The sequence below is a fragment of the Plantibacter sp. PA-3-X8 genome, assembly GCF_003856975.1.
GTDB classification, from domain to species: domain Bacteria; phylum Actinomycetota; class Actinomycetes; order Actinomycetales; family Microbacteriaceae; genus Plantibacter; species Plantibacter auratus.
Window position 1 is genome coordinate 1,057,563 of sequence record NZ_CP033107.1, and the last position, 19,335, is coordinate 1,076,897.

Sequence of the window (19,335 nt, forward strand, 5' to 3'; positions counted from 1 at the left end):
CATGAGCACCACCACCAGCACCACGCCCACGATGTCCACTACGCCAACTCCGTCGGTGACCGTGGCAGCCCCGGTCGTCCCTACCACCGGCGCGCTCACACCGCTCGGCCTCGACGAGGTGCGCATCACCGACGGCTTCTGGGCCGACCGCCAGCGGGTCAACGGCACGGCGACGCTGCCGCACGTCGAACACTGGCTCGAGCGGGAGGGCTGGCTCCGCAACTTCGACCTCGCCGCCGCCGGCACGCTTCCCGAGGGTCGCCGCGGACGCGAGTTCGCCGACTCCGAGGTCTACAAGTACCTCGAGGCCGTCGCGTGGGAGCTCGGACGGCTCGGCGGTGACGAAGCGCTCGAGTCGCGGTTCCGCGCGATCGTCGACCGGGTCGCCGCCGCACAGGAGGCCGACGGCTATCTGAACACCCGCTTCGGTCGCCCGGGTCAGGGTGAGCGCTGGTCGGATCTCGAGTGGGGGCACGAGCTGTACTGCCTCGGCCACCTCTTCCAGGCGGCCGTCGCCCGGGAGCGGACGAGCCCTGGCTCCGACGACGGGCTCCTCGGGATCGCGACGCGGGCCGCCGACCTCATCTGCGAGGTCTTCGGCACCGACGGCATCCAGTCCGTGTGCGGGCACGCCGAGGTCGAGGTGGGCCTCGCGGAGCTGTCACGGGTGACGGGCGAGCCGCGCTACCTCGAACTCGCGTCGCTGTTCGTCGAGCGTCGCGGCACCGGCGTGCTCCAGGACATCGAGTGGGGCCGCGCCTACTTCCAGGACGACGTGCCGATCCGCGAGGCCGAGGCGTTGCGGGGTCATGCGGTCCGCGCGAACTACCTCGCGGCCGGCGCGACCGACATCGCGGTCGAGCAGAGTGACGCCGGCTTGCTCGACGCCCTCCGCGGCCAGTGGGACCGGACGATCGCGCGCCGCACCTACCTCACCGGCGGGCAGGGCTCGCACCACCAGGACGAGGCGTTCGGTGAGGACTTCGAGTTGCCGTCCGATCGCGCGTACTCCGAGACCTGCGCCGGCATCGCCTCCATCATGTTCAGCTGGCGGCTCCTCCTCGAGGACCGCGACGTCCGGTACGCGGACCACATCGAGCGGGTGTTGTACAACGTCGTCGCGACCTCGCCGTCGGCCGCCGGCACCGCGTTCTTCTACGCCAACACGCTGCACCAGCGGACGCCGGGGGAGTCGAGCCCGGACGACGAGGTGTCGCCCCGAGCGTCGTCCTCCGAGCGTGCGCCCTGGTTCGACGTCTCCTGCTGCCCACCGAACGTCGCCCGCACGCTCGCGAGCCTCGCGGCCTTCATCGCCACGAGCGACGACCGCGGCGTGCAGATCCATCAGTTCGCATCGGCGACGATCGACACGGTCATCGGCGGCGAGCATGGCGGGCGGTTCCGGGCCGAGCTCGTGACCGACTACCCGCGCTCCGGTGTCGTCACCATGCGGATCGTGGAGGCGCCGAGTGGACCGGTGACCGTCTCGCTCCGCGTGCCGTCGTGGGCTGATGACGCGGTGGTGACCGTCCGACCCGTCGACGGGGAGCCCACCGATCGCGCCGTCACCCCGGGCTACGCCGACGTCGAGCGGTCCTTCGTCCCCGGTGACGTCGTGGAGCTCGCGTTCAGCGTCCGTCCGCGGGTCACCCTGCCGGATCCCCGCGTGGACGCCATCCGTGGCAGCGTCGCGATCGAGCGCGGACCCGAGGTCTACTGCGTCGAGTCGGTGGACCTCCCGGGCGGTGACGAGGCGATCGCGCGTATCGAGGTGGGGGAGGGTGTCGTGCCCGTCGAGGACGCGGACGGTCGGCTGTCGATCGAGCTGCGTACCCGGAGTCTCGCCGACACCGCCTGGCCGTACGGCGATGCGTTCGCCGGGTCGGGACCCGATGAGACCTTCACCGCGAGCATCGCGCCGTACCATTCGTGGGCCGAGCGCGGGCCGTCCACGATGCGTGTCTGGATCCCGATCGCCCGGGCGTGAGGGCGGAGCGCGTCATACTGGTGTCCTGTCGACCAGCGATCCGGAAGCAGCCATGACGTATCCTCCGAACCCCGAGGTCCCCTCCGGCCAGCCGCAGGGCGGCCAGCCACAGTCCGGCCAGGCACCCTACGGGCAACCGTACGGGCAGCCGCAGTACGGCCAAGCACCCTACGGCCAGCCGCAGTACGGCCAGGCACCGTACGGTCAGCCGCAGTACATCGCGCCCCCGCTCCGGGGTGCCAGCTCGCCGGACGACCTGACCCTGCCGCTCTACGGGGCCACGTTCCGCCAGGCCACCAAGCGGTTCTTCAAGCAGTACGCGAACTTCTCGGGGCGCGCGTCGCTCAGCGAGTACTGGTGGAGTTCGCTGCTCACGACGATCCTGATCCTCATCCCGACGCTGCTCGTCATGGTCGGTGCCATCATGACCGGCGTCGCAGCAGCGACGGCTGCGCAGGAAGAAGACCTGTCCGGGGGTGGCTATGACTTCGCGGAGCCTGGGCCCATGGAGTTCGGCATGCGTGTGCTCCTCATCCTCGGCGTGATCCTGCTGTTGGTGGTGTGGTTCGCCCTCATCGTGCCGAGCCTGGCGATCACCTGGCGGCGCCTGCACGACGCGAACTTCCCCGGCCCGTACTACTTCTTCACACTCGTCCCCTCGATCGGAAGCGTCATCATCCTGGTCCTCGTGCTGCTTCCGTCGAAGCCCGAAGGGCAGCGCTTCGATCGTCCGGCTCAGGTGTCGTCCGGGCGCTGAGGTCGCAGGAGACGCGGTTCACTGCGGCAGCCCGGCGGCCTTCCGCAGCAGCACGTCGCGCTCCCGGTCGTTCGCTGCGAGGTGCGCGGCGGTCAGGAGTTCCGAGCGTGCCTCCTCGATGCGCCCCAGCCGTGCGAGCAGCTCGCCGCGGACGCTCGGGATGAGGTGCGACCCCCGGAGCGACGCATCGTCGGCGAGACCGTCGACGATGCGGAGCGCCGTCGCCGGGCCGGTCGCCATCGACACCGCGATCGCGCGGTTGAGTTCGACGACCGGGTTCGGGGCGATCCGTCCGAGCGCCTCGTAGAGGATCACGATCTGCTCCCAGTCCGTCGCCTCCACGCTCGGAGCGACCGAGTGGCACTGCGCGATGGCCGCCTGGAGCGCGTAAGCGCCGCGTCCCCGTCCGAGGGCGTCGGCGCGGCTGAGCGCGGCCGTCCCTCGGACGATCTGCGCCCGGTCCCAACGCTCGCGGTGCTGGTCGGCGAGCAGGATCGCGGAGCCGTCGGGTGCGACGCGGGCGGCGAAGCGTGAGGCCTGGAACTCCATGAGGGCGACGAGCGCGTGCGCCTCCGGCTCGCGGGGGACGAGCGCGACGAGGCGTCGGCCCAGCCGCAGGGCCTCGTTCGCGAGGTCGGCACGGATCCAGGTCGGTCCGCTCGTCGCCGCGAACCCCTCGGTGAAGAGCAGGTAGACGACGCCGAGGACGGCCGACAGGCGCCGGGGCCACTCGGCAGGGTCCGGCGCCTCGAAGTGGACGTTCGCCGCGGCGAGCGTCTTCTTCGCACGGGTGATCCTCGCCTGCACCGTCGGCACCGGGACGAGGAGCATCCGGGCGATCTCCTGGGTGGTGAGGCCGCTGACGACCCGCAGCGTCAGCGCCACCTGCGACTCCCGCGAGAGCGCCGGGTGGCAGGCGGTGAAGACGAGCCGCAGCACGTCGTCCCCGATCGGCTCCCAGTCGAGGTCGCTCGCCTGCTCAAGATCCCGGGCGAGCGACCGGTACCGCTCATCGAGGGCTGCCCGACGTCGCCACCCGTCGATCGCGCGACGTTTGGCCACCATCGTCAGCCACGCACCCGGGGTGCGCGGCACGCCGTCGCGCGGCCAGTGTTCGAGGGCCTCCAGCAGAGCCTTCTGAGCGAGGTCCTCCGCCAGGCCGAGGTCGCCGGTCAGCTTCGTGAGGGTCGCGACGATCCGCGCGCTCTCGATCCGCCAGACGCTGTCGACCACGCGCCGGGCGGCCTCATCGCCGTCCGCCGCGCCGGTGTCGGTCATGTCGGCGTCGGTCATGTCCGTCTCGCGTCGGTCGTGCTCAGGCCGGGCCGGCCGCCGGCTTCGCCACACCTTCCTGCGCCCGCCACTCCTGCTCCTTCTGGAGGTACTCGTTGTCGGCGTGGTCGGCGAAGTCCGTCTCGTCGGTCACACGGCGCACCTCGATCTTGTTGCCGGGGCCGAGCGGCGCACGGCCGGCCCATTCGATGGCCTCCTCGCGGGTGGCGACCTCGATTGTCCAGAACCCGTTGAAGAGCTCGTGGAGTTCGCCGTAGGGGCCGTCGGTGACGATCGGCGCCTCGGTCGTGAACTCGACGACGGCGCCCTGTGCGGCGTCGGTGAGACCGTCACCGCCGACCATCACGCCGGCGTTGATCATCGACTCGTTGTAGGCGCCCATCGCGTTGATGACCGCTTCGAAGTCCATGTCCTCGAGCTTCTCGACGGACCCGCTGTTGCGCATGATGAGCATGTACTTCGACATCGTTTTCTCCTGTCGTCAGGGGCGCTGATCGCCCGCCTCACTCTGACGTCGAACGGCGAACACGGAAATCGACATCGCGGTCAGAATATCCTCGGCGGGTGCCCGATGGGGAGGGTGAACGGATCGCGGCGGCCAGGTGTCCGGCGGGAGAACAGCGGCGGACGGAAGTCGCGATTCACAGCCCAGGCAACAACTGTGGGTTGATACTGAGTCCATGGCAACTGAGATCGACCACGAAGAGATCATCCGTCAGCTCACTGCGAAGCTGAGCGAGAAGTACTCGGGGGTCGATTCCGCTCGGATCGGCGAGCTCGTGCGCGAAGAGGTCAGCGCGCTCGCCGAACGTCCGGTCCAGGATTACGTGACCGTCCTCGCCGAGCGTGCGGTCAAGAAGTCCCTCAAGCGCGCCGAGAAGTAACGGTCCCGTCGCCGGGCGGATCGCTACCGGTCAGGTCTGCTCGTCAGCGCCTCGATCGAGACCACGATGACGATGCAGACGACGAGCAGGATGAACACGTTCGGGTTCAGGGTCAGCGCGTAGAGGACGACGGCGATCAGCACGAGGACGCCGATGATGACGATCGCGCGGCGTGGTGATCTCCGCCTCGTCCGGTTCAGGTCTGCCATGGTGCCCCCTCGCTGATGGTCGGTCGAATCTCCAGACTATGAGTGCCCGGCCACCCGCGCGCCCAGTCTCTGTCGATAGACTCGGCTCGGGTACTTTTGTCGATGAGTCGACAGAAGCGGTCCGGCTCGGTGTCCGTCACCGATCCGATCGCCCGTCGGTGCCCGCCCGAAGCTACGAAGGAGTACCCATGAGCGCACCGTCCGTGCAGCTGTACACCGTCCGCGACGCCATCGCCGAGGACCTGCAGGGCGCCGTCGCCCGCATCGCCGAGATCGGCTTCACGAAGGTCGAGCCATACGCGTTCGTCGAGCGCGCTGCCGAGTTCGAGACCGCTTTCGCCGCCGCTGGTGTCACGGCCCCGTCCGGCCACGCGCCCGTCATCGACGCCGCCGACCCGGCGGTCGCGTTCGACGCGGCATCGCGGCTCGGGATCGGGACGGTCATCGACCCCTTCATCCCCACCGATCGCTGGCAGACCGCCGACGACGCGGCACGTCTCGCCGAGCGCGTCAACGAGCTCGCCGTCCAAGCAGCGGGGTCCGGCCTGAAGTTCGGTTACCACAACCACAACTGGGAGTTCTCGACCCACGTCGACGGGCGCCCGATCTTCGAGCTGTTCGTCGAGCAGCTGTCGCCCGAGGTCGTCCTCGAGATCGACACCTTCTGGTCGACGGTCGGCGGTGCCGACACCCCGGCGTTCCTCCGTTCGCTCGGTGACCGCGTGCAGTTCCTGCACATCAAGGACGGCATCATCTCCGGTGACATCGCCACCGCACTGCCGAGCAGCGAGAGTGCGCTCGTCGTGCCCGACGCGCTCGCTCAGGCGTTCGCGAACCAGCAGCCCGCGGGTCAGGGCCAGGTCGACATCCCGGCGATCCTCGCTGCCGCACCGCATGCGACCCGCGTCGTGGAGTTCGACGGCTACAGCAAGGAGATCTTCGGCGGCGTCGCCGAGTCCTACGCCTGGCTCGCCGAGAACGACAAGTAGGCGCGCACCTCGACAGGCTCGGTGAGCGGGGCGCCCGTTCCCCGAGCTGCGCCGCACTGAGCCTGTCGAGGTGTCGAAGGGCCCACGGGGAGTCGTTCTGTGGCTGTGGACGTGTGCTCGGGGGCACTTCGACAAGCTCAGTGACCGAAGTTGGCTCAGTCACCGAGGTCGGCTCAGTCACCGAGGTCGGCTCAGTGACCGAGGTCGGCTCGGTGAGCGGGGCGCCCGTTCCCTGAGCCTGTCGAAGGGCCTACGGGGAGTCGTTCTGTGGCCGTGGACGTGTGCTCGGGGGCACTTCGACAAGCTCAGTGACCGAAGTTAGCTCAGTGGCCGAAGTTGGCTCAGTGACCGGGGCGCGGGCGTGCGCAACCCCACGACGATCGGCCGCGGCTCGGTCAGGATGGAATCATGAGCGACCAGTCCGACACCACCACCCAGCCCGATCCCGACACCGTACCCGGCATCCCGGACGCGGAGTCGCTGGAGCCGACGAAGCGCACCATCGCCATCCTCGGCGCCAACGGCGACCTGGCCAAGCGGCTCCTGATCCCCGGCCTCGGCGAGGTCGTCGACGCCGCACGCGACATCTCGCTGCAGATCATCGGCGCCGCCCGCACGCCGCAGCCGAACGAGGAGTGGCGTGCGACCGTCCGCGCCAGTCTCGAGGACGCCGGCATCGGAGCCCGGGCCGTCGACGCGCTGGTGTCGACGACGGAGTTCATCCCGACCGACGCCTCCGACCCCGACGAACTGCGTGCACTGCTCGACGCCTGCACCGGCTCGCCGATCCTCTACATCGCGCTCCCACCGTCCGCCGGGCGCAAGGTCGCCGAGGCGCTCGCGCAGATCGACCTGCCCGACGACCTCCTCATCGCCATCGAGAAGCCGTTCGGCGACGACCTCGCCGACGCCCAGGCGCTCAACGCGGCGCTCGCCGACGTCGTGCCGGAGGAGCGTCTGTGGCGCATCGACCACTTCCTCGGCAACGCGACCGTCCTCGGGATGCTCGGCCTCCGCTTCGGCAACCGACTCCTCGAGGCGGGCTGGAACGCGGAACAGATCGAGAAGGTGGAGATCCTCTACGACGAGGAGCTGGGGCTCGAGGGGCGTGCAGCGTTCTACGACCAGACCGGCGCTCTGCGCGACATGTTGCAGAGCCACCTGCTCATGGTCCTCGCCCTCACGGCGATGGAGCGTCCAGACGCGGTGACGCCGACCGACGTCCACGACCGCATCGCCGAGGTCCTCGGCGCCGTGCGACTGTGGAAGGACGACCCGTCCACCGCCCGTCGCGCCCGCTACACCGAGGGCCGGGTCGGCGACCGGCTCTTCCCCTCCTATGTGGACGAGCCCGACGTCGACGCCTCCCGCGAGGCGGAGACGCTCGCACAGCTCCTGCTCCAGGTCGACACCCCGCGTTGGCAGGGCGTGCCGTTCGTCCTGCGCTCCGGCAAGGGCATCGGTGACCCGCGCCGCGAGGTCGCCGTGCACTTCCGCCGCTCGGCTGCGCCGACCGGACTGGACGCTCCGGACGGACACTCCGACACCGTCCTCCGCATGTCGCTCAAGGGCGGTGCAGTGCACCTCGACCTCATCGTGACCGGAGCCGATGACGTCGACGGCCTGCGCCGGGTCGAGCTCGAGGCCGATCCCGGAGCTGCGACCCTCAGCGCCTACGCGCAGGTGCTCGCCGGCCTCCTGCAGGAGAACACGCTGCTGTCGGTGCGCGGCGACATCGCCGAGCAGTGCTGGCGCATCGTCACCCCGGTCCTCACCGCCTGGTCCGCTGGTGAGACGCCGCTCGAGGAGTACGAGGCGGGGAGCGCCGGTCCGACGGACTGGTGACCGGGCTCTGACGCACTGCTGAGCGCCTGACACGAAACGACCCGCGCCGAATGATCGGCGCGGGTCGTTTCGTGCTGTGGGCGGTTACGCCGACGGCTTCAGGACGACCTTGATGCAGCCGTCCTCCTTCTTCTGGAACGTCTCGTACATCGCCGGTGCTTCGGCGAGCGGCACGCGGTGGGTCGCGAGGTCGAGCACGCCGAGCGGGTCGGTGCTGTCCTCGACGAGGGGGAGCAGCGTCGGGATCCAGCGGGCGACGTTGCACTGACCCATCCGGAGCGACACCTGCTTGTCGAACATCGACTTCATCGGCATGATGTCCGCCTCACCGGCGTAGACGCCGCTCAGGGACACGACGCCGCCACGGCGGACGAGCTCGAGCGCGGTGTGCAGGGCGGCGAGCCGGTCGATGCCGGCGTGCTCCATGGCCGGTCGCGCGATCGCGTCGGGCAGCACGCCGACGGCCGTCTGTGCCGCAGCCGCGATCGGTGACCCGTGGGCCTCCATGCCGACGGCGTCGACGACCCCGTCCGGGCCGCGTCCGCCGGTGGCGTCGCGGAGCTCCGCGACCACGTCGTCCGAGAGGTCGAGCGCACGGATGCCGTAGCGCCCGGCGAGGGCACGGCGCTCCGGCACCGGGTCCACGGCGAAGACCTCGAGACCGCGGTGCTTGGCGATGCGAGCCGCGAGCTGACCGACCGGGCCGAGGCCGAGCACGGTGATCGAGCCGCCGTCCGGCACCTCGGCGTACTCGACGCCCTGCCAGGCGGTCGGGAGGATGTCGCTCAGGTAGAGGTAGGACTCGTCGGGCAGGTCGCGACCGACGACGATGCAGTTCGCGTCGGCGAGTCGGACCTGCAGGAACTCGGCCTGTCCGCCCGGCACCTGCCCGTAGAGCTTCGTGTAGCCGTAGAGGGAGGCGCCGCTGCCGTGCTCGGTGACCTGGGTCGTCTCGCACTGCGACTGCAGCCCGTTGCGACACATGAAGCACTCGCCGCACGCGATGGTGAACGGGATGACGACCCGGTCGCCGACCGCGACGCGGGTGACCTCCGAGCCGACGGCTTCGACGACACCCATCGTCTCGTGGCCGAGGACGTCGCCGCGGTCGAGGAACGGGCCGAACAGTTCGTAGAGGTGGAGGTCGGAGCCGCAGATGGCTGCCGAGGTGACACGGATGATCGCATCGGTGGGGGCGGTGATCGCGGGGTCCGGGACGGTCTCGACCGACACCGAACGGCGACCCTGGTACGTGAGTGCGCGCATGGATGCTCCTTCGTCGTTGTCCTTCCACCCTGCGCCTCCTGGACGTCGGGCGACTGGGGGTGGACGTCTCGTCGGAGGGCTGATACGAGCTCAGCGTGCTGCGTCGGCGGCCACGCGCTGGAGGCTGGCGAGCACCGACCGGACCGCGGATCGCGCCATCGCCTCCGGTCTCGCCAGGACGTCGACGTGCCGGACGAGGACCGCGCCGGCGACCGGTCGGAGGACCATGCCGTCGACGGCCAACGGTGCCGCCGTGGTGCGCGGCATGACGGCGATCGCCGCCCCCGTGCGGACGACCTGGGCGGCGACCGAGAACTCGTTGATACGGTGGTCGATCCGCGGCGCCCGGCCACTCAGCGCGCCCAGGTGATGGAGGACGCCGGCGAGCGGGAACCCCTCGTGCGTGGAGATCCAGCGTTCGTCGCGCAGATCCTCCGGTCGCAGCTCCGACCGCGCCGCGAGTGGATGCGCCTCGTGCATCGCGATGTCGAGGGGTTCGACGAGCAGCGGCGTCACGACGAGGCGGTCGAGCGGCCACGCCGGCTCGTGCGGGAGCCGGTGGGCGATGACGAGGTCGTAGTCCGCCGTGAGCCCGGCGAACCGGTCCTGCGCGACGTCGGCATCGGCGAGGATGAGCCGCGGAACCGGACCGGTCGCGTCGACTCCGGGGATAGGGCCGCCCGCGAGCAGCGGTCCGAAGAACGCCAGCCCCGCGCTGTGGAACGCGGAGACGCTCACGGGGCGCTGCTCGTGTTGGAGGAAGGAGTCCACGGCGTCCCTGGCCTCGGCGAGAGCCTCCTCGACGCGCGCGGCGGCGACGGCCAGGGCTTCGCCGGCCTCGGTGAGGACGAGCCGGCGTCCATGCTTCTCGGTGAGTGGCACCGGCATGGTGGCCTGCAGCGTGGCGAGCTGCTGCGACACGGCCGAGGCGCTGACGTGCATGGCTGCGGCGACCGCGGCGACGCTGCCACGGTCACCGAGTTCGCGGAGGAGGCGGAGGCGAGCGGGATCCATAAGTAATTCCTTCATCGTCGATCCAGAAACTGCCTGTTGTTCTGTCGTGTCCGTCTCCAGGAGAGTAGCGGCATGGCCCGCCGCGCACCCTCCGAACTCATCATCGACGTGCTGCTCGTCGGGGTCGCAGCGGTGTGGGGCGCCAGCTTCCTCGCGGCGAAGGACCTCGCCGCCGTCACCGGTGTGCCGGCCGCGGTCGCCCTGCGGTTCCTCGTGGCGGTGATCGCCATCGGGCTCATCTGCCTCGTGCGGCGGGAGCGGCTCCCTCGCGGACGGGGCCTGCTGATCGCGGCGGCACTCGGCTGCTCGCAGGCCGCGATCATCGGCCTCGAGACGTGGGGCGTGCACCTGACCTCGGCGACGAACGCCGGGCTGCTCATCAGCCTCGCGCTCGTCATGACGCCGGTGCTCGACGGTGTCGCGTCGCGGTCCTGGCTCCCGAGGTCTTACTTCGTCGCCGCGGTCGCAGCCGTGGTCGGTGTCGCGCTGCTCGTGTCGGACGGCGGTCTCCGCGCACCCACCGCGGGCGACGCGCTCGTGATCGCCGCCGCCGTCGTCCGTGCGGTGCACGTGACGTCGAGTGCGCACCTGACGCGAGGTCGTACGGACAGCACGCTCGGCGTCGTCTTCGTCCAGATGCTCGTGTGCGCCGGGGCGTTCAGTCTCATCGCCGGTGACGGGCTCGCTGCGGCTTTCACGCTGCTCGATCTGCGCGGTTGGCTGGACGTGCTCTTCCTCGGGCTGCTGTGCTCGGTGTTCGCCTTCGTCGTCCAGCTGTGGGCGGTCCGGCGGACCTCCGCGTCCCGGGCGAGCATCCTCATGGGGACGGAACCCGTCTGGGCGCTCCTCGTCGGTGTGCTCATCGCGGGGGAGGCGATCGGGCCGCTGGGCGCACTCGGTGCGGCGCTGATCATCGTGGCGAGCTATGTGGGCCAGGCGATCGAACGCCGCCACCGTGCGCGGACGACGGGCACGGCGCCCACGGTGCAGCAGGAGCCGGCGCCCGTCTGACGGGGTCTACAGCGTGGTCGCCGCGCCCGTGAGCGGCGTTCCCAGCGGCGCTGCGTCCTCGATCCGGCACACGCGGACGTCGATCTCATGGATCGGCGTCCCCTCCCTCGACGTCGCGAGTACCCCACGGATCGCATCGCCGACGAGACGGAGGGTCGCCGGGACCGGAGCCCCGTCGGTCACGCCGATGGTCACGCCGATCGTCAGCGCGCCGTCGGCTCCGCGACCGATGGCCACCTTCGTCGGCTTGTCGTCGTCACGCCCGACCGCGTCGGCGACGGTCCGCAGGACGGCACGGATCGGCGACCCGGACGCGTAGACCGTCGTGACCCCCGGTGTCGCGGCGACGACGGCGGTGAGCTGCTGCGAGAGTGCGGCATCGGTGTCCATCAGGAGTCCTCCGGGCGGGCGACGCGCTGCGTGTGGATGTCGATGATCGTGACGTCGACGGCGACCACGTTGAGCTCGGTGTGCGTGGCCAGTTCCGCGACGACGCGATCCCGGATGAGCTGCGACAGCCGTTCGAGGTTGTTGCCGAACGCGGCCGAGGCGGTGATCGCCACCGTGATGGGCGCGTCCAGGGTCGTCACATCGCCGTCGAGCCGGACCCGACCGACGATGACCCCGCCGACGCTGTCGCCCACCCCGCGGATCAGGGTACGGACGGAGCCCTCCGTGATACGGAGGTGCACCTCGGGGTCCGGGTGCCTGAGCGGGATGTCCCGACCGGCGTGCGCCTCGAGTGAGATGTTCTGGAGGACCGCGTGCATCCAGGAGCGGTCCTGCTCGGAGTGCGTCGCCGCCTCCGACTTGAGCAGCGCCCAGGTCTGGGTGCGCAGCCGGAGCAGGGCGTCGAGGGCGAGTTGGCAACCGGGGGAGGCTTCGATGTCGGGGTCGAGGGGCTCGCGGCCGCTGTCGAGGTAGTCGGAGAGCTCGTCGATGGTGTGCCCGTCGAGGTCGGCGCCGGCCAGGCCGTCGAGCATGGACTCGTGGTCGTCGTCGTTCATCGCCACACCTCCATCTCCCGCAGGACGGTCTGTCTGGCCCGCGCGAGCTGGCCGCGCACCGTCGACGTCGGGACCCCGAGCGATTCGGCGATCTCGACGTACGACAGCCCGCCCGTCTCCTTGAGCATCCAGCACTCGCGCTGCATGGCGGGCAGTCGGTCGAGGACCGAAGCGAGTGCGCTCATCTGCATGCGCACCTCGACGACCCGTTCCGGGGACTGATGGGACGGGGCGGGGGCATTCCAATCCTCGATCTCGCTGTGTTCGCGGCGGCGTCTGATGCGGTCGATCGCCCGGTTCGAGACCATGCGCATCAGCCAGGACTTCACCGCGTTCGGGTCGTTCAGCCGGTCCAGCTGGCCCCACGCCTGGATGAGGACGTCCTGCACGACGTCCTCCGCCTCCGACTGGTTGCCCAGCACGCGGACGGCGTAGGCGCGCATGAGCGAACCGTGCCGGAAGACGAGGACCTCGAAGGCGGTGGCGGCGCGCTCGGCGAGGATTCCGTCCGGGAGCACCTCGAGCGAGCGCTTCACGGAGTGGTTAGAGGACGGCGAAAGCGGTGAAGGCGACGGCGGTCGCGGACACGATCGCGGACGCGGCGACAGCGGCGACGTACGGAAACTGGAGCGTCTTCGCCGGGCCGTTCTCCACCGCCTCCTTGGCGCGGAGCAGGGAGACGAAGACCCCGAGGTCCTTGCCGGTGCTCGAGGCGGCGACGAAGCGGCCGTCCCGGAACTCGACCATGCCGGCGTACTCGCCGTCGACCGAGGCGACCCAGAGGGTCGCGTCCGGCTCAGCCCAGGCGACCGTGGTCCCCGTGCCTCGCTCCAACACCGTGCTCATGACTGCTCCTTGCTCAACGTTCGTGTTGTTAGAGAATCTAGCTATTCATGCGTCTGCATGTACCCCACTTGACATCGCGATCCAGACTCCGCTAGGCAATCTCGTTACGAGAACCACTACTGTTGGACTTCATGACCGCCCAAGCCGTTGACGCGCAGCACTACTGGTACGAACAGGACGAGCACGAGCGCGGCCGCCGCATGCTCGAGGCCATGCGTCTGTACCGTGCTGCCGAGGCCGCCATGCGTCGTCGGACCCGCGACGAGATGCACATGGGCGAGAACGACCTCCTCGCGCTGCGGTTCATGCTGCGCGCCAAGCAGGAGCACCGCCTCGTCAGCCCCACGGATCTCGGTGCCTACCTCGGCATCAAGACCTCATCGGTCACGGTCATGCTCGACCGCCTGGAGGCGGCGGGTCACGTCGTCCGTCGGCCGAGCGAGACCGACCGTCGCCGCGTCACCGTCTCGACCACCGACTTCGCCGACTCGGAGGTCCGCAAGACCCTGAGCCACATGCACCACCGCATGATGGAGGCGACCACCGGGATCGAACCGGAGATCGCGGCCGGCATCGTCGACTTCCTCGACCGCATGCGCGAGGCCGTCGACTCGATCGACCGCACCGAGCCCGAGGGGCAGCCGCAGCACTGAGCCGCCCCGGCACTTGCCGCGAGCGGCACAGGCGCAGGCCGCCACCGGCAGAGCGAGAGTCTTCGGCCTACCCAGCGTGGACTGGTCACTTGTATGGTCAACATATGGAATATCGTGCCCTCATCGACCATGTCGAGAGTCATTCGCAGCAGACGGCGCATCCCATCACTGTCGGCATCTCGGGCTACTGCGGCTCAGGGAAGTCGACACTCGCGCGAAGTCTGGTCGCGGAACTCCCACGGGCGGCGCGCATCAGGGGCGACGACTTCCTCGACCCGGCTCGCTCGCACAGGCGGTCATCCGACTGGGACGGGGTGGATCGTCGACGCCTCGTGACCACCGTGTTGGATCCGTTCCGGGCGCGTCAAGAGAGCGAGTTCCGTCGGTATGACTGGTCGGCACGGGCCCTCGGCGCGCCGGAGTCGCTCCCGAAGGCGGAGATCCTCGTGGTCGACCTCATCGGGCTCCTGCACCCTGAGGCGCTTCCCAGTCTCGACGTGACCGTGTGGTGTGATGTCGACCTGAACACCGCCGCCGAGCGCGGAATGGCTCGCGATCAACGACTCGGCCGCGACCACGAATCGTTGTGGCGCGATGTCTGGCTCCCGAATGAGATCGACTTCGCCGAGCGTTTCGGCCCGCGTGCGTCCGCGACCATCCTGCTCGACGCGTCGTCGAGCGCCGTTGCATCAAGCGGCGATCGCAGATACGAGGCGGGCCGCACGGTCTGATCCGTGTGACCCGCCTCCGAATGTCTTCGACGATTTCGACCGCGCGCTGCGGGCCCTCCAGGCACCGCTCGAGCCGACTCTCAGAAGTCCCCGACCTTCGATGATCCGATGGTAATCGAGCACGTGTCGGACGACCGATGCTTGAACGGTCGGATCGCTTGTGCTACTTGGGATCGTGCTGGTGGCGGTGCCTCAGTTGTCGGCGGACAGCTCCGGGTAGTCGGTCTCCGGCATGAGCTCGAGCCCCGCCGGCGTGTAGGTGCGGTCGAGCATGGCCTGCAACCAGGTGCGGTTGAGTGCGACCGGGCGTGAGCCGGTGAACCGGAAGACGATGGGGACGCCGGTCTCGATCCAGATGGCGTAGCGGCCCGAGCCGTGTGCGGGGTCGATCGTCCAGGAGAGGAGGAACGCCTCGCCCTTGCGGAGCTTGGAGACGACGACCATCTGCACATGGGCGAGGGTCCGATCCTCGAGTTCGAGTGCTTCGTTCCCGTACCGCAGCGTTCCCATGTTCCCCAGCCCCCTGTCATCGTCTGCGCGGTCGATCACCGCGCCGACAATTCTGGCAGCTCCCGTCGATGCGGCGCGAATGCCAGGGGCGGGATTGCTGGTCAGTCGGCGTCGAGGACGGCGTCGAGCAGGCCCGGGAACCGGGTGTCGAGGTCGTCACGCCGCAGGGTGAGCGTGCGGTGGCGACCGTTCGGCTCGTTCCGGATGACGCCGGCCTCGCGGAGCACCTTCATGAGGTGGGACTTCGTCGACTTCGGGATCGTGGGGTCGAGGGCGGTGCAGTTCGCGGCGTCCATCGGTCCGTCCCGGAGCTGCCGCACCATCTCGAGTCGGTCCGGATCGCTGAGCGCGAAGAGGACGGCCGGCAGCTCGATCGCCTCGCGGTCGGGGTGCGTGAGATCGGCTGGTGCGGGCATGGTTCGATAATAGTTGAACAATGAGCGGAAAGCGCGTATCGTCCAATCGTTCGACATTTTTGGAACCGAAGGATGCCCGCCCCGTGCAGACGACGACCCCGTCACCCCCGACCCGACCCGTGCCCACCGCGGCTGACGGCGCGCCCGTGCTGCCGCGCCGTCGCTTCGGTTTCGTCCTCGCGGGGCTCGGCAGCACACTCATGCTCGCCGGTGCCAGCGCTCCGTCACCGTTCTACCCGGAGCTCCAGGAGCGGCTCGGCATCGGCCCGATCGGCGTCACCATCGCCTTCTCGGCCTACGCGCTCGCCCTGCTGGTCGCGCTCCTCACGATCGGCTCGGTCTCGGACCACCTCGGACGCCGCCCGGTGATCACCGCCGGGTTCGTCGTGCTCGCCGCGAGCATGCTGCTCCTCTGGCACGTCGACTCCGGAGCGCTGCTGTACCTCGCCCGCGTGCTCCAAGGCCTCGCCAGCGGGGCACTGCTCTCCACGCTGTCGGCGACGATCATCGATCTGGCCCCGCCCGAGCGGCCACGAGCGGCGACCCTGCTGAACGCCATCGCCCCGATGATCGGTCTCGCCTCCGGCACGATCCTCGCGGGCGTCCTGCTGCAGACGGTCGCCGACCCGTCGAGCTGGACGTTCCTGCCGCTGGCGGTCGCGTACCTGCTCATCGCGGTGTCCATCTGGAACGTGCCGGAGACCGCAGCCCGCACCCCCGGGTGGGCGCGCGCCATCCGACCCCGCGCAGCCGTCCCCGTCGATGCCCGACGGTTGTTCGTCGTGAGCATCCCGATCGTCCTCGGCGGTTGGGCGACCGGCGGGCTGTTCCTCTCCCTCGGGCCGAGCATCATGCACACGGAGCTCGGCGTGGACGGCCAGCTCGGAGGGGCACTCCTCATCGGGCTGCTGCCGGCCGCCGGGGCCGTCGCGGCCGCGGTGCTCCACCGCCGCCGACCCGTCGTCGCGGCCGTTTACGGGGCGTCCGCGCTGTCCGCCGGTACCGTGCTCCTGCTCGTCGCCCTGATCCTCGGGTCGCTCCCGGTCGCGGTGGTCGCCGTCGTGATCGCCGGAACCGGGTTCGGCACGGCGTTCATGGGCACGATCGCCTCGCTCGTCCCGCTCGCGCCGGCCGACGAACGCGCTGAGCTCTTCGCCGCGCTGTACATCGTCGCGTACCTGTCCTTCGGCGTGCCGGCCGTCATCGCCGGCCTGCTCGCCTCGGCCATCGGGCTCCACGCCACGGTGCTCGGCTACGGCACGGTCGTCGCGATCGCCGCGGGCACGGCCGCTGTGGTGCGTGCCCGGTCGGCGCGCTGACGGTTCGAGCCCGCTGACGACCTCAGCGCGCTGACGACCTCAGCGCGCTGACGGCTCCTCGGCGAGGCGGTCGAGGAGGCTCGACGATCGGTACGGGATGACCTCGATCAGGGAGACCTTGGTGTTCGTCCGGACCACGCCAGGGGCAGCGAGGAGGACGCCCGCGATGCGGTGCAGGTCCTCCGTGTCGTGTGCCACGACCTTCGCGAAGAGGTCGGCGTCGCCGGTGGTCGCGTGCACCTCGACGATCTCCGGGATCGACTCGAGGGCCGCGTAGGCCTCGGTCGCGAGGTCCTGCCGGATGGAGATCTCGATGAACGCGGTGAGGGGATAGCCCAGCGCCGACAGTCGCACCCGGCGACTCGGGGCGCCGAGTGCGCCGCTCGTCTCGAGTCGACGCAGGCGGGCGTGGACGGTGTTCCTCGCGACGCCGAGGGTGCGTGCAAGGGCGAGCGCCGTCATGGACGGGTCGTCGTCGAGCGCGGTCAGGATGCGCGCGTCGAGGTGGTCGATGGTCGCAGGATGAGGCATGTTGCTCACTCTCGGGCTGGGAATCGAGCACGATGACCACTGCATTCTACTCGTGTTGCGCAAGACGACGAGCTGACGCATCGTTGGCGGAATGAGTACCCAGCAGCCGAGCGCCGCGACGTCGAGCGCGCAGCAGGCTCCCTCCACACCTGCCCCGGCGCCGTCTCCAGTCCGACACGGGGCGGTCGAGGACATCCTCGGGCTGCTCGTCGGCGTCACGGTCGTGTCGTTCGGCCTCTTCATCCTGAAAGCCGGTTCGGCGGTGACCGGCGGGACGGCAGGCCTGTCGCTCCTCGTCAGCTACCTCGCGCCCGTGCCGTTCCCGGTGCTGTTCATCGCGATCAACCTGCCGTTCTTCCTGCTCGCGATCCGCGGCAAGGGCTGGGTGTTCACGCTGCGGAGCGGCGGCGCGATCGTGCTCGTGTCCGTCCTGTCCGGGGTGCACCCGCTGTTCCTGCCGGTCGGACACATCGACCCGTTCTACGCGGCCGTCGTCGGTAACGTGCTCTGCGGCGTCGGCATCCTGATCCTGTTCCGACACCGGGCGAGCCTCGGCGGGTTCAACATCGTCGCGCTCATCCTGCAGGACCGCTTCGGCATCCGTGCCGGCTACGTCCTCATGGCCGTCGACACCGTGGTGGTGCTCGTGTCGCTCGTCGCCGTGCCGCCGCTCAACGTGCTCGTCTCGGCGCTCGGTGCGGTCCTCCTGAACCTCATCCTCGCGCTCAACCACCGGCCGGGCCGCTACCTCGGCGTCTAGGGCAGGAGATCCGCCCGGCAGCAGGACGTGCTGCTCGACAACATCCTGCTACCGCGCTGATGTCCTGCTGTCGCGCGCCTACTGCTTGTAGGACGACAGGAAGTTCCCGAGCCGCTCGATCGCGTCCGTCAGCACGCGCTCCTCGGGCAGGGTCACGACCCGCAGGTGGTCGGGGTCCGGCCAGTTGAAGCCCGTGCCCTGGACGAGCAGGATGTGCTCCGCCACGAGCAGATCGTGGACGAGCTGCTCGTCGTCGTGGATCTCGTGGACCTCGGGGTCGAGGCGCGGGAAGGCGTAGAGCGCACCCATCGGCTTGGTGCAGGAGACGCCCGGGATGGAGTTGAGGCCGGCCCAGGTGGCGTCGCGCTGCTCGAGCAGGCGACCACTCGGTGCGATGAGGGCGTCGATCGACTGCACACCGGAGAGCGCCGCCTGCACCGCGTGCTGCGCGGGCACGTTCGGGCACAGGCGCGTGGACGCCAGGAGGGTGATGCCCTCGAGGAAGCCCTTGGCGTGGTCGCGGGGCCCCGTGATGACGAGCCAGCCGGACCGGTAGCCGGCGACGCGGTACGTCTTCGACAGGCCGTTGAACGTCAGGCAGAGGAGGTCGGGGGCGACGGTCGCCATCGGGATGTGGACGGCGTCGTCGTACAGGATGCGGTCGTAGATCTCGTCGGCGAGCAGCAGCAGCCCGTGCTCGCGTGCGACCCCGGCGATCTGCTCCAGCACTTCGCGGGAGTACACCGCGCCCGTGGGGTTGTTCGGGTTGATGACGACGATCGCCTTGGTGTTCGGCGTGATCTTGGAGCGGATGTCCTCGATGTCGGGCGCCCAGTCCGCCTCCTCATCGCAGCGGTAGTGCACCGGCGTGCCACCCGCGAGGCTCGTCATCGCGGTCCACAGCGGGTAGTCGGGCGCGGGAATGAGGACCTCGTCGCCGTCGTCGAGGAGGGCCTGCATCGTCATCGTGATGAGTTCGGAGACGCCGTTGCCGAGGAACACCCACTCCGGATCGACCCGGGGGAACCCCTCCATCTCCTCGTAGCGGTAGGAGACGGCCTGACGCGCGGAGAGGATGCCGCGGCTGTCGCTGTACCCGTGGGAGTGGGGGAGTGCGGCGATCATGTCGCGCACGATCTGGTGCGGTGCCTCGAAGTCGAAGATCGCGGGGTTGCCGGTGTTGAGCTTCAGGATGCGGTGCCCGTCGGCCTCGAGACGCACGGCCTCGACGAGGGCCTTCCCCCGGATCTCATAGAGGACGCTTTTCAGCTTGGAGGATTGGTCGAGGGTGCGGCGGGTGGTCATCC

General features: G+C 69.8%; 23 protein-coding genes. 10 read left to right on the top strand and 13 right to left on the bottom strand.

The features are described 5' to 3' along the window. The first annotated feature begins 1 nt into the window (after position 1). A complete protein-coding gene (locus EAO79_RS05015; RefSeq protein ID WP_241160989.1) occupies positions 2–1,987 on the top strand; it encodes a glycoside hydrolase family 127 protein in 1,986 nt (661 codons plus the stop codon). A gap of 52 nt (positions 1,988–2,039) precedes the next feature. Continuing rightward, positions 2,040–2,744 carry a DUF805 domain-containing protein gene (locus tag EAO79_RS05020; RefSeq protein WP_124768083.1) on the top strand — a complete coding sequence of 235 codons (705 nt, stop codon included), beginning with the start codon at positions 2,040–2,042 and terminating at the stop codon, positions 2,742–2,744. An 18-nt stretch (positions 2,745–2,762) separates the two neighbouring features. Here the strand turns inward: EAO79_RS05020 and EAO79_RS05025 are convergent, their stop codons facing one another. Continuing rightward, positions 2,763–4,022 carry an RNA polymerase sigma factor gene (locus tag EAO79_RS05025; RefSeq protein ID WP_206428325.1) on the bottom strand — a complete coding sequence of 420 codons (1,260 nt, stop codon included), beginning with the start codon at positions 4,020–4,022 and terminating at the stop codon, positions 2,763–2,765. Positions 4,023–4,059: 37 nt separating this feature from the next. Next, entirely contained in the window at positions 4,060–4,503 is a 444-nt protein-coding gene (locus EAO79_RS05030) for a YciI family protein (protein ID WP_124768087.1), read from the bottom strand. A 214-nt stretch (positions 4,504–4,717) separates the two neighbouring features. On the opposite strand from EAO79_RS05030, the gene EAO79_RS05035 reads away from it, so the two are divergent. Continuing rightward, a complete protein-coding gene (locus EAO79_RS05035) occupies positions 4,718–4,921 on the top strand; it encodes a three-helix bundle dimerization domain-containing protein (RefSeq protein ID WP_079704549.1) in 204 nt (67 codons plus the stop codon). A 23-nt stretch (positions 4,922–4,944) separates the two neighbouring features. Here EAO79_RS05035 and EAO79_RS05040 read toward each other — a convergent pair whose 3' ends face one another. Further along, positions 4,945–5,130 carry a hypothetical protein gene (locus EAO79_RS05040; RefSeq protein ID WP_079704550.1) on the bottom strand — a complete coding sequence of 62 codons (186 nt, stop codon included), beginning with the start codon at positions 5,128–5,130 and terminating at the stop codon, positions 4,945–4,947. A gap of 188 nt (positions 5,131–5,318) precedes the next feature. On the opposite strand from EAO79_RS05040, the gene EAO79_RS05045 reads away from it, so the two are divergent. Beyond that, on the top strand, positions 5,319–6,119 hold the full coding sequence (locus EAO79_RS05045; protein ID WP_124768089.1) for a sugar phosphate isomerase/epimerase: 801 nt from the start codon (positions 5,319–5,321) through the stop codon (positions 6,117–6,119). Between the two features lie 408 nt (positions 6,120–6,527). Continuing rightward, positions 6,528–7,964 carry a glucose-6-phosphate dehydrogenase gene (locus tag EAO79_RS05050; protein WP_124768091.1) on the top strand — a complete coding sequence of 479 codons (1,437 nt, stop codon included), beginning with the start codon at positions 6,528–6,530 and terminating at the stop codon, positions 7,962–7,964. 84 nt (positions 7,965–8,048) lie between these two features. Here the strand turns inward: EAO79_RS05050 and EAO79_RS05055 are convergent, their stop codons facing one another. Both EAO79_RS05055 and EAO79_RS05060 read right to left on the bottom strand, forming a co-directional pair. After that, positions 8,049–9,230, bottom strand: a complete 1,182-nt coding sequence (locus tag EAO79_RS05055) for an alcohol dehydrogenase catalytic domain-containing protein (protein ID WP_124768093.1) — start codon at positions 9,228–9,230, stop codon at positions 8,049–8,051. A 90-nt stretch (positions 9,231–9,320) separates the two neighbouring features. After that, positions 9,321–10,244, bottom strand: coding sequence for a LysR family transcriptional regulator (locus EAO79_RS05060; protein WP_124768095.1), 924 nt, complete (start codon positions 10,242–10,244; stop codon positions 9,321–9,323). Positions 10,245–10,316: 72 nt separating this feature from the next. Here EAO79_RS05060 and EAO79_RS05065 point away from each other — a divergent pair, with 72 nt between their 5' ends. Beyond that, positions 10,317–11,255, top strand: a complete 939-nt coding sequence (locus tag EAO79_RS05065) for a DMT family transporter (RefSeq protein ID WP_124768097.1) — start codon at positions 10,317–10,319, stop codon at positions 11,253–11,255. A gap of 6 nt (positions 11,256–11,261) precedes the next feature. Here the strand turns inward: EAO79_RS05065 and EAO79_RS05070 are convergent, their stop codons facing one another. Genes EAO79_RS05070 through EAO79_RS05085 form a run of 4 tightly spaced genes read right to left on the bottom strand, consistent with a single transcriptional unit; the run spans position 11,262 to position 13,108 of the window. Then, a complete protein-coding gene (locus tag EAO79_RS05070) occupies positions 11,262–11,645 on the bottom strand; it encodes a hypothetical protein (protein WP_124768099.1) in 384 nt (127 codons plus the stop codon). Beyond that, positions 11,645–12,262, bottom strand: a complete 618-nt coding sequence (locus EAO79_RS05075) for a hypothetical protein (RefSeq protein WP_079706159.1) — start codon at positions 12,260–12,262, stop codon at positions 11,645–11,647. Before EAO79_RS05075 ends, EAO79_RS05070 begins: the two co-directional genes overlap by 1 nt. Further along, on the bottom strand, positions 12,259–12,798 hold the full coding sequence (locus EAO79_RS05080; protein WP_241160990.1) for an RNA polymerase sigma factor: 540 nt from the start codon (positions 12,796–12,798) through the stop codon (positions 12,259–12,261). Before EAO79_RS05080 ends, EAO79_RS05075 begins: the two co-directional genes overlap by 4 nt. 7 nt (positions 12,799–12,805) lie before the next feature. Next, complete coding sequence (locus EAO79_RS05085) at positions 12,806–13,108, bottom strand: hypothetical protein (RefSeq protein ID WP_124768103.1); 303 nt, start codon at positions 13,106–13,108, stop codon at positions 12,806–12,808. Positions 13,109–13,239: 131 nt separating this feature from the next. On the opposite strand from EAO79_RS05085, the gene EAO79_RS05090 reads away from it, so the two are divergent. Together EAO79_RS05090 and EAO79_RS19325 are read left to right on the top strand one after the other, a co-directional pair. Continuing rightward, positions 13,240–13,761 carry a MarR family winged helix-turn-helix transcriptional regulator gene (locus tag EAO79_RS05090; RefSeq protein ID WP_079704559.1) on the top strand — a complete coding sequence of 174 codons (522 nt, stop codon included), beginning with the start codon at positions 13,240–13,242 and terminating at the stop codon, positions 13,759–13,761. A 446-nt stretch (positions 13,762–14,207) separates the two neighbouring features. After that, positions 14,208–14,492: a hypothetical protein gene (locus EAO79_RS19325; protein ID WP_241160991.1), complete on the top strand. Its 285-nt coding sequence runs from the start codon at positions 14,208–14,210 to the stop codon at positions 14,490–14,492. Positions 14,493–14,684: 192 nt separating this feature from the next. On the opposite strand, the gene EAO79_RS05100 is transcribed toward EAO79_RS19325, so the two are convergent. Beyond that, positions 14,685–15,002 carry a hypothetical protein gene (locus EAO79_RS05100; RefSeq protein ID WP_086472701.1) on the bottom strand — a complete coding sequence of 106 codons (318 nt, stop codon included), beginning with the start codon at positions 15,000–15,002 and terminating at the stop codon, positions 14,685–14,687. Between the two features lie 101 nt (positions 15,003–15,103). Beyond that, positions 15,104–15,418, bottom strand: a complete 315-nt coding sequence (locus tag EAO79_RS05105; RefSeq protein WP_064295809.1) for a helix-turn-helix transcriptional regulator — start codon at positions 15,416–15,418, stop codon at positions 15,104–15,106. An 83-nt stretch (positions 15,419–15,501) separates the two neighbouring features. On the opposite strand from EAO79_RS05105, the gene EAO79_RS05110 reads away from it, so the two are divergent. Then, positions 15,502–16,737, top strand: coding sequence for an MFS transporter (locus EAO79_RS05110; RefSeq protein WP_205125839.1), 1,236 nt, complete (start codon positions 15,502–15,504; stop codon positions 16,735–16,737). Between the two features lie 39 nt (positions 16,738–16,776). Here the strand turns inward: EAO79_RS05110 and EAO79_RS05115 are convergent, their stop codons facing one another. Further along, on the bottom strand, positions 16,777–17,268 hold the full coding sequence (locus tag EAO79_RS05115) for an Lrp/AsnC family transcriptional regulator (protein WP_124768109.1): 492 nt from the start codon (positions 17,266–17,268) through the stop codon (positions 16,777–16,779). A 91-nt stretch (positions 17,269–17,359) separates the two neighbouring features. Between EAO79_RS05115 and EAO79_RS05120 the strand changes: the two genes are divergently transcribed. Continuing rightward, the gene (locus EAO79_RS05120) at positions 17,360–18,028 is read left to right on the top strand and encodes a YitT family protein (protein ID WP_079704563.1); all 669 of its coding nucleotides are present in this window, start codon (positions 17,360–17,362) and stop codon (positions 18,026–18,028) included. Positions 18,029–18,106: 78 nt separating this feature from the next. Here the strand turns inward: EAO79_RS05120 and EAO79_RS05125 are convergent, their stop codons facing one another. Then, on the bottom strand, positions 18,107–19,333 hold the full coding sequence (locus EAO79_RS05125) for a pyridoxal phosphate-dependent aminotransferase (protein WP_124768111.1): 1,227 nt from the start codon (positions 19,331–19,333) through the stop codon (positions 18,107–18,109). Positions 19,334–19,335 lie beyond the last annotated feature (2 nt).